At 42.1% G+C, this 9,449-nt stretch carries 7 protein-coding genes; all 7 read left to right on the top strand.

Features of this window, described 5'->3' with window-relative positions:
* The first annotated feature begins 40 nt into the window (after window positions 1-40).
* The 7 genes from pstA (at window position 41) to AC37HE_RS11300 (ending at window position 9,248) form a co-directional block, all read left to right on the top strand.
* Window positions 41-928, top strand: a complete 888-nt coding sequence (gene pstA, locus AC37HE_RS11330; protein WP_500782956.1) for a phosphate ABC transporter permease PstA — start codon at window positions 41-43, stop codon at window positions 926-928.
* A gap of 15 nt (window positions 929-943) precedes the next feature.
* Window positions 944-1,726: a phosphate ABC transporter ATP-binding protein PstB gene (gene pstB / locus AC37HE_RS11325; RefSeq protein WP_500782955.1), complete on the top strand. Its 783-nt coding sequence runs from the start codon at window positions 944-946 to the stop codon at window positions 1,724-1,726.
* Between the two features lie 34 nt (window positions 1,727-1,760).
* On the top strand, window positions 1,761-2,444 hold the full coding sequence (locus tag AC37HE_RS11320) for a phosphate signaling complex PhoU family protein (protein ID WP_500782954.1): 684 nt from the start codon (window positions 1,761-1,763) through the stop codon (window positions 2,442-2,444).
* A gap of 4 nt (window positions 2,445-2,448) precedes the next feature.
* On the top strand, window positions 2,449-3,129 hold the full coding sequence (gene phoB, locus AC37HE_RS11315) for a two-component system response regulator PhoB (RefSeq protein WP_500782953.1): 681 nt from the start codon (window positions 2,449-2,451) through the stop codon (window positions 3,127-3,129).
* Window positions 3,130-3,161: 32 nt separating this feature from the next.
* Complete coding sequence (gene phoR, locus AC37HE_RS11310; protein WP_500782952.1) at window positions 3,162-4,931, top strand: two-component system sensor histidine kinase PhoR; 1,770 nt, start codon at window positions 3,162-3,164, stop codon at window positions 4,929-4,931.
* A 352-nt stretch (window positions 4,932-5,283) separates the two neighbouring features.
* A complete protein-coding gene (locus AC37HE_RS11305) occupies window positions 5,284-8,004 on the top strand; it encodes a TonB-dependent receptor (RefSeq protein ID WP_500782951.1) in 2,721 nt (906 codons plus the stop codon).
* 47 nt (window positions 8,005-8,051) lie between these two features.
* Window positions 8,052-9,248, top strand: a complete 1,197-nt coding sequence (locus AC37HE_RS11300; RefSeq protein ID WP_500782950.1) for a beta-helix domain-containing protein — start codon at window positions 8,052-8,054, stop codon at window positions 9,246-9,248.
* The last annotated feature ends 201 nt before the right edge of the window (window positions 9,249-9,449 follow it).

The raw sequence follows: 9,449 nt of genomic DNA, 5'->3' as shown, positions 1-9,449 counted from the left end.
GGAAACTGATTATTAAAAAGATGCAATAAAAGCCAGGAACGTGAATACAACAGAACACATACGACTTCAGGATACTTCGAAAGGCCGCCAATTAAAAGATAAGCTGGTTCTTGGAATGGTCATTTTACTTTCCATCATCACCATTTCACCAATCGTACTGATTATTGGGAAATTGGTCATGAAAGGATACCGGCAAATCAGCCTTGATTTCCTGATTCAAAATACACCCGACACCTATTCAGCTATGACAGCGATTGCCAACGGAGAACGTATTCCGGGAGGTATTGCCAACGGTATTGTTGGTACTCTGGTTATGGTGACACTGGCATCTATCATCGCCATTCCTGTCGGGATTATCATTGGTATTTTCTTATACGAAAACCCGGGCAAGCGCCTGGCAAACTTTACCCGTAGTTTATCCGATGTTTTGCAGGGAGTACCCTCCATCGTTTTGGGTTTGATCAGTTACCTTTGGGTGGTGAAGCACGTAACCAATGGTTATTCAGCTCTGGCAGGTAGTGTTTCGCTGTCCATTATGATGCTGCCTATGATTGTTCGCTCAACCGAGGAAACCCTGAAGATGATTCCAACATCGCTGAAAGAAGCAGCCCTGGCACTTGGAACGCCTTACCATAAAGTCATTCTTCGGGTTTTGATACCAACCGGGTTCAGTGGGTTATTCACAGGTATCTTACTCGGTATATCAAGGGTTTTAGGTGAAACCGCCCCGCTGATGTTAACAGCCCTTGGCTCATCCATGATCAACCTCGACATTACCAAGCCAACCAGTGCAGTACCACTGTTGATTTGGGAATTCTATAACGACCCCAACATGATTGACCTCATTTGGAGCTCGTCGTTGATGTTGATGGCCATCGTATTAATCCTGAATATGATTTCGAAACAAATTGCGAAGAAGACAAAATAAACAGAACTTTAGAAGATGATACAAGATACAATAGCAGAAATAAAGAATCCGGCACTAAGCATTCAGGACCTGTGCGTTTATTACGACCAAAACAAAGCCGTAAAAAATGTATCAGTCGATATTAAGAAGAATACAGTAACTGCCATCATGGGGCCATCGGGATGTGGTAAAAGTACGTTATTGCGTGCCCTCAACCGCATGCACGAACTGTACGACAACATTCGCACCGAAGGCAAAGTGCTGATTCAGGATGAAAATATTTATGACGTGCCGGCGATTAAGCTGCGCCGCCAAATGGGAATGGTATTCCAACGTCCCAACCCTTTCCCCACGATGAGCATTTACGAAAACGTAATTGCCGGCTACAAACTGAATGGGATCCGCCTGAAAAAATCGGAGAAGGATGAGGTTGTAGAACGCTCCCTTCGGGATGTGGCACTTTGGGATGAAGTAAAAGATACCCTGCATAAAAAAGGTACTTTCCTTTCGGGTGGACAGCAACAACGCTTGTGCATTGCCCGAGCCCTGGCTTTCGGACCGGAGATCATTCTGATGGACGAACCAACCTCGGCACTCGATCCAATCGCAACGTCCAAAGTTGAAGACCTGCTGGTTAAGCTGAAGGAGAATTACACCATCATTCTGGTTACCCACAACATGACCCAGGCAGCCCGTATTTCCGATTATTCTTTATTTATGTACCTTGGAGAATTAGTGGAATACGGCAAGACTAAAAATATGTTCACCAACCCTAAAGATCCGAGAACTGAACAATACCTGACCGGTAAATTCGGTTAATCGATCGATACACTTAATATTAAAACTAGAGATTATGACCATCAAGAAAGATGAGGCTATCCAAAGCATATTAGACGATTTTGAAAAATTAGCCAATACAGTTTTAGAGCAACTGGACTATATGGAAGTGATTATTACTTCCGGAGAATTGAGTGTTTCTGATGAAATCATGGAATTCATTGCCAAAAACGAAGAGGCGATTAACAAAGGAGAAGTCAAGCTAAGCGACAAGATTGTTAATACGATCGTTCTTCAAAGTCCAATGGCATCGGAACTACGTAAGCTGATGTCCTGCTACCGGATCCTGATTAACCTGGAACGCATTGGCGACCGCGTGATCAATGTGGCCAATTTCATGTCAAAAGTTAAGGATAAGGACCTGTACAAAACATTGCACGAAGTTTTCTCCAATACCTCCATATTGAGCGTAAAGATGGTTCGCAAAGCCTTGCTATCCTTCTCCAATGACGACATTGACCTCGCTATCTGGACCATCAAGAATGATGATATTATGGATGAAATAAATTCCAAAATATTAAAGAAATTAGTCAAGAATATTGACCTTAATGCAACCAGCAAAAGCGTGCTTACCAGTGCAATCACATTGAAAGAAATGATGAGCAACATGGAGCGTATTGGCGACTATGCAACCAATATTGCCGAAGCATCTATTTACGCCATCGAAGGAAAAGATCTAAGACACCACAAAATAGACTAGTATCATGGATTTTGTACCTAAAATATTAATCGTTGATGATGAACAGGATTTAAGAGAAATCCTCCAGTTCAACTTATCAAGCGAAGGTTTCCAGATCGATGTTGCAGCCTCTGCTGAAGAAGCCTTAACCAAACCCCTGGAAACTTACCACCTCATCCTCCTCGATGTGATGATGGGTGGCATGTCGGGCTACAAAATGGCCGACGTAGTTCGAAAAGAACATCATTTGGATGTTCCTATTATCTTCCTGACCGCCAAAACATCGGAGAACGATTTATTAACCGGCTTTAATGTTGGTGGCGACGACTACATCGTGAAACCATTCTCCATCAAAGAGGTGATTGTTCGCATCCGCGCGATCCTGAAAAGGGGACGTGCTACCGAACAACCAACAACAACCCTGGAGCACGACGACATGGTTGTTGATATTGACCGGAAGACTGTTAACATCAAGGAAGAAGATATCAGCCTAACTCGTAAGGAATTTGAAATTCTGGCACTATTGCTTCGTAACAAAGGTAAATTCATCAGCCGCCAGGATATTCTGGATCGGATTTGGAGTAATGATGTTATTGTTACCGAAAGAAACGTAGATGTCAATATAGCCCGTTTAAGAAAAAAAATCGGCGACTACGGAAGCCTGATTATCGGACGTTCCGGCTATGGATATTGCTTTGAGAAGTAATTCGTAATTACAACCCTTTTAAAGTTAACAACGTGCTAAAACAACGAACATACCAACAGCGAATTTTCATCTACTTTTTCACTGCATTTACAGTGTTCACGCTGGCAATTCTCACATTCCAGTACAGCAGAGAAAAAGAATACCGAACAAGCCAGCTTGAGACGACTCTCGACAATGTGGCGCAAATGACCAACTTGTTCATTCAGCACAACAAGATTGACAAAAACAACAAATACGAAGAGCTGGATTCCATCGTTTATATGATTCCTGATCCGGATATCAGGGTCACTGTAATCGATCCGAAAGGGGTTGTACTTTTCGATAGCTTTGTGGAAGATTATGCCGAAATGGAAAACCACCTCCACCGCCCCGAGGTACAAAAAGCTTTGTACAACGAACGAGGGGGAAACATTCGCCATTCAGCAACAACTGGCCTTAACTTCTACTATTACGCACGTAATTACGACGAATATTTTATCCGGTGTGCTGCAGTTTATAATATCAAGATCCAGAATTTCCTGAAAGCATCACGGGTATTCATCTTCTTTATGCTGGCCCTGTTTGTCTTGATGTGGGTCCTGCTTTACCTGGTTACAAAGCGCCTGGGTGAATTTATTACCAAGCTGCGCGACTTTGCTGTACGCGCCGGAAAAGAAGAAGATATCGACCCGAATTATAAGTTCCCCGATTCCGAATTCGGCGACATCCAGTTACAGATTGTTCGCATTTACAACAGGTTGAAACGTGCCAAGGACGATCTGAGTGCCGAAAAAGAACGTTTGTTCAACCACCTCTATGCGCTGAACGAAGGGATTGCGTTCTTCACGACCGATAAAGAAAAGATCCTGGCAAACAGCCACTTTATTCAGTACGTCAACCTCATCTCGGAACATTCAACAATTTCGGCGGAATCGCTGTTTGACATCCCCGAGCTGAAGTCACTGATAGAGAAAATTGACGAACAGCTGAAGGCCAATAATATTATCAATCCAAAGAATCCGCCGCATGTTCAACTCACGATTTCGAAGAATGAGATGTATTTCCGCGTACAGGGAATCGTTTTTGCCGACCATAGCTTCGAAATTCTAATTGAAGACATAACCCGTCCCGAGAAACGACGCTTATTAAAGCAACAGCTTACCTCGAACATTGCGCATGAGCTAAAAACGCCATTAGCATCAATAAAAGGCTACCTGGAAACTTTGCTTTCAAACAAAAACGTTCCCCAGGAAAAGATGCACTATTTCATTGAACGGGCATTCATGCAAAGCGAAAGACTGAATGAGCTGCTTAATGACATCTCATTACTCAACAATATTGAAGATGCCGGCGATCTTTTCGAGTTTAAACAAGTGAAACTTCGCCCGCTAATTAATGACGTTGTGGAGAATCTGGAATCGCGGATTAAACTGCATGGGATCAATTTGGAAATCGAAATTGCCGATAAGGTTTCTGTATATGGAAACGACAGCTTGTTAGCATCGGTTTTCCAAAACTTCATCGAAAACAGTATTAACTACGCCGGCCCCAATGTCACCCTTAAAATCAGACAGTATCTGGAAGATGAGAAATACTATTACTTCAGTTACTCTGATACCGGGAAAGGCGTTCCGGAAGAACATCTAAGCCGCATCTTCGAACGCTTCTACCGTGTTGACGAAGGCCGAACCCGCGAAACCGGCGGAACCGGTCTGGGATTGGCCATTGTTAAAAACGCAATAGCTCTGCATAAAGGCGAAATTTCGGTTCGCAATCGTCCTGAAGGTGGACTGGAATTCCTCTTCTCTATAGCGAAGAAATAGTTCAAGTAACAAGATACACGACTGAAGCCCGGTGAATTAATTCACCGGGCTTTTTCTTTTTAACAAAACTGCAATGCTTTATTAATCTTTTTGACTGTCAACGACTTACCAATCCCAATGTAATTCAAGAGTAAATAATTTGTAATCACCCTGCAACATAAAGGCTCGTATTTAGCAGCGGAAAAAAGGAGAGAAGTTCTTTATCATTTGACAACACTAAGACCATTTAAACCGGATTTCGCCAAACCAATAAACGCAAACTATTGATCAGCCTGAAAATGGCTTAAGAGCTTAGGATATTAAACTCAACGCTAAGTTGATTTTAGATATGTACAAATTATTTACAAATTTTATGGGAATTAAGAGATTAGCACTGCTATGTCTTTTTGGGAGTTTTTCAGTTTTTTCATTCGCACAAAAAGGCACACTAAAAGGTTTGGTGACAGACCAGAAAACCAAAGAACCTTTGGTCGGAGCAACAATCATGTTGGAAGGAACAACCAAAGGAATTACGACAGATTTTGACGGTAATTACGAATTGACCGCCATTGAGCCCGGAACGTACACCGTTCGCTGTTCATTCATTTCTTACGAAACGCAAAATTTTCCGAACATCACCATTGAAGCCGGAAAAACGGTAACCCTCAATGTTGATTTAGGGGAATCGACAGTAGAGATTGGTGGCGTACAGGTTGTAGCTAAAGCCAACCGGGAATCGGAAAGTATGCTTCTGGTAGAACAAAAGAAATCAGTTATGGCCGTACAGTCAATCGGTGCCGAAGAGTTATCCCGTAAGGGAGTAGGCGATGCTGAAGAGGCCTTAACCAAAGTATCCGGAATCTCTAAACAAGATGGTGTAAAGAACGTATTTGTTCGGGGACTTGGCGACCGGTATAATTTCACCACGCTGAACGGGTTTCCGATTCCATCTGAAGACCCGGAATATAAAAACATTTCGCTCGATTTCTTTGGAACCGACATCATCAAAAACATCAATGTCAATAAAGTATTTTCATCCGATAACAATGGTGATGTAGGTGGAGCAGTTATCAACATTTCGTCCAAAGAACTTACAGGCGAAGAGGAATTGAAAGTTGATTTATCCAGTGGTATCAATACCCGCACAGTAGGATCTGACTTTCTTCAGATGGACGGTGTAGATTATTTGGGAGTATCCAGAAATGTACAACCGAACAACAACTATAAAACAGACTACAACTTTGGAAACAGTCTCGACCCGAAAAGCCTAAGCACTCCGGTAAACTACGGTTATGGTTTTTCTGCAGGTAAGCGGTATACTGTTGGACAAAATGCCAACCCACTCTCTTTTTATGTGGTAGGCTCTTATTCTACGAGTTATTCTTTTACCTACGAAAAACTCTACGATACAACCAATGACGGAACGCTGATCCAGGATTTGACGGGTAACAAATCTTCGCAAAATATCAATCAACTGGCTTTGGGTAATGTAAATTACCACCTGAATAAAAAGCATGAAATCAATTACAACTTTGTTTTCATTCACGATAACAGCCAATCGGTAGGTACCTATAGCGGAAAGAATCCGGACTTCGTGTCCAGCCTTCAGCCTGATGCCTATGAGTACCAAGGCTATATGTCGAGAGAGCAAAGTAATGAAAACCTGTTGATCACAAACCAGGTACTGGGCAACTTTAAGTTATCCGACAGAGCAACACTCGACGCAGGGGTAGCATACAACCTCGTAAATGGTATTGAGCCAGACAGACGTGTAACCGAGCTATACCGGAGAAGCGAAACAGAATATCAATTCAGAGCGGGTGACGGTGCCCACGTTCGGAATTATTCGAAACTGACAGAAAATGATCTGAACTGGAAGTTAGAATTAAATTACGCGCTGAAAAAGAAATTTGAGGGAGATATCTCTACCCTTCACCTGGGATACAACGGCCGTAACGTCAGCGATAATTTCAATGCAACTGAATACAGTTACAATCCATTATTACTTACCGGCGTACAAACATTAGACAATTTGTCTCTTGACACTTGGTACAACCAGGCCAATTATACTTCCGGTAAATTTGTTGGTGCTGCCCGGATCAGTGAATATTCGGTAACCAAGTTGATTAACTCCGGCTATGCAAGTGTCGATTATCAGTTTAATCCGAAGTTCACAGCAAATGCAGGTGTCCGGTTGGATGTGATCGACATTAAGGTTAATTACAATGTTCAGGGAGGTTATAATGGCGATGGAACCGCAGTTCTAAACCCGACCTATGTCCTGCCTAATATCAACTTAAAATACGCCTTTTCGGACAAACAGATTCTTCGACTTGGCTTGAGTAAAACATATACCCTACCACAATCCAAAGAAATTTCGCCTTACCAGTATTTAGGCTTGAGTTTCAACAGCCAGGGTAACGAAAACCTGAAACCTTCAGACAACTACAATGCAGATTTAAAATGGGATTACTACATCAGCCCATCAGAACTTTTATCGGTAACTGCATTCTACAAATACATCAAAAACCCGATTGCACGTGCTTACGAGGCAAGTGCTGGAAGCTATTTTACTTACGACAACGTAAGTGATCATGCCACTGCGTCAGGTGTTGAACTGGAGCTTCGGAAGAATATCATTAATAATACATCCGGTGGGAAGAATAAACTAAGTGCTGGTTTAAATGCCTCGTACATTTATTCGAATATGCTCGTTGATGTTATGGGAAGCGCGCAAAAAGAGTCTGAGCTTGAAGGTGCTGCTCCATTCATCCTCAATGTTGACTTAACGCATAAATATACCAACAACGATTTCTCAATGACCAACTCGTTGGTATTAAACTACAACAGCGACCGGATTTATACCATTGGCTTAGCCGGATTTGAAGATGTCATGGAGAAAGGAATTCCAACGCTAAACTTCGTGTCTAATACGAATCTGAACAGCCATTTCAGCCTGAAATTAAAAGCAAAAAACATCTTAGACCCCGAGTATAGATTAACTCGTAAATCGACTGTCGGAAGCCAAAACAGCATTCTTGACAGCTATCGCAAAGGCTTAGATCTAAGCCTGGGACTATCTTATAAATTTTAAATACTTCAATAGAAAAACAATTTCAAACTATTTTAATCTTATAAAAAATGAAAAAGTATTCAATTTTCTTCGTTGCATTATTTGCAATCGCTTTTGGAGCAACATTCACTTCATGTAGTAGTAATAATGATCCGGCAACAACAACAACTGGTATCGATGCACTGATCCAAGAAGGCGTTCTTTACGGAAATCTTGATCACGACGTTACTTTGGACGCTTCTGTGACTTACACTTTAACAGGAACTTTTGCCGTTTTGGACGGAGCATCATTGACTGTACCTGCAGGTACAAGAATTGAAGCAACTGAAGGTTTCGGTAGCTACATCGTAGTTCTTCAAGGTGGTAAAATCTTCATCAACGGTACAGCTGCTAATCCGGTAGTTATGACTGCTGATGATGAAACAAGCGCTAACTCAGGTTACTGGGGTGGTTTGATTCTGAACGGTAAAGCAAGAATTTCAGGTGCAAGCGATGTTGCAGTACCAACTGCAACTTGTGAAATGAACACCAACTATATCTATGGTGGTAACGACGATACTGATAGCTCAGGTTCGATCACTTACTTAATTCAAAAATATGCCGGTGCACGTTCAAGTGCTGATGTTGAGCATAACGGTTTGACTCTTGACGCTGTTGGTAGCGGTACTACAATTGAAAACGTATTTATCTACGAAAATGCTGATGATGGTATCGAATGTTTCGGTGGTACTGTAAACCTGAAAAACTGCCTGGTTGTAAACGAGGATGATGACTGTTTCGACAACACACAAGGTTACCGTGGAACATGGACTAACATGTATGGTATCTGGGAAAAAGGTTATACAAGTACAGAATCTGATCCTCGCGGTATCGAATCTGACGGTAACTTCGACGGTAAAACTCCTGCTGACATCAACCAAACTGACTTCACAGTTACCAACATCACAATCGATCTTCGTTTGGATTACAATGCTGAAACTCAGGCAACATATATGCAAGATGTTTTCAAAATCCGTCGTGGTGCTGCAGCTACAATCACAAACGCTCTTGTAAAAGGTTCAGGTGCTGTTCAAGACTTAATTGACTGTACTGATAGTAAAGGTGACGCTGCTGCCGGAACTTCTATCAACATTACCAATTCATTGGATAATGCAATTACTGGTTCAGAAGCAAAACCAGGTGAAAACAACGCTTCAATTACAGTAGCTGCTGGTAACACTGGTTGTGATGCTTCAGTGTTCGACTGGACTGGTTATAGCTTCTAATCTTCATGATTTGTAACAATAATTGAAGTGTTGACTTCAATTCCCGTAAATTTGTGAGAGGCTGCCCTTCGGGGTGGCCTTTCTTTTTTTGGTGAAAGTCTCTTCCAAGTTGCAAGTTTCAAGTTGCGGCTATAGGTACCCTTGTGGAGGTCTGGGGCTACTGCTTGTTGCTGGTTGCTCTTCTCTCAATCGCTAATCGGC

The sequence above is a fragment of the Mangrovibacterium sp. genome, from assembly GCF_059905295.1.
Note: the sequence above shows the minus strand (reverse complement) of the source record. Positions and strands in the feature narration are given on the sequence as shown.

What these genes read in the sequence shown, in the direction of transcription:
- AC37HE_RS11305 (WP_500782951.1), top strand. Translation starts at nt 5,284, where the DNA reads ATGGGAATTAAGAGATTAGCACTGCTATGTCTTTTTGGGAGTTTTTCA.
- pstB (WP_500782955.1), top strand. Translation starts at nt 944, where the DNA reads ATGATACAAGATACAATAGCAGAAATAAAGAATCCGGCACTAAGCATT.
- AC37HE_RS11300 (WP_500782950.1), top strand. Translation starts at nt 8,052, where the DNA reads ATGAAAAAGTATTCAATTTTCTTCGTTGCATTATTTGCAATCGCTTTT.
- phoB (WP_500782953.1), top strand. Translation starts at nt 2,449, where the DNA reads ATGGATTTTGTACCTAAAATATTAATCGTTGATGATGAACAGGATTTA.
- AC37HE_RS11320 (WP_500782954.1), top strand. Translation starts at nt 1,761, where the DNA reads ATGACCATCAAGAAAGATGAGGCTATCCAAAGCATATTAGACGATTTT.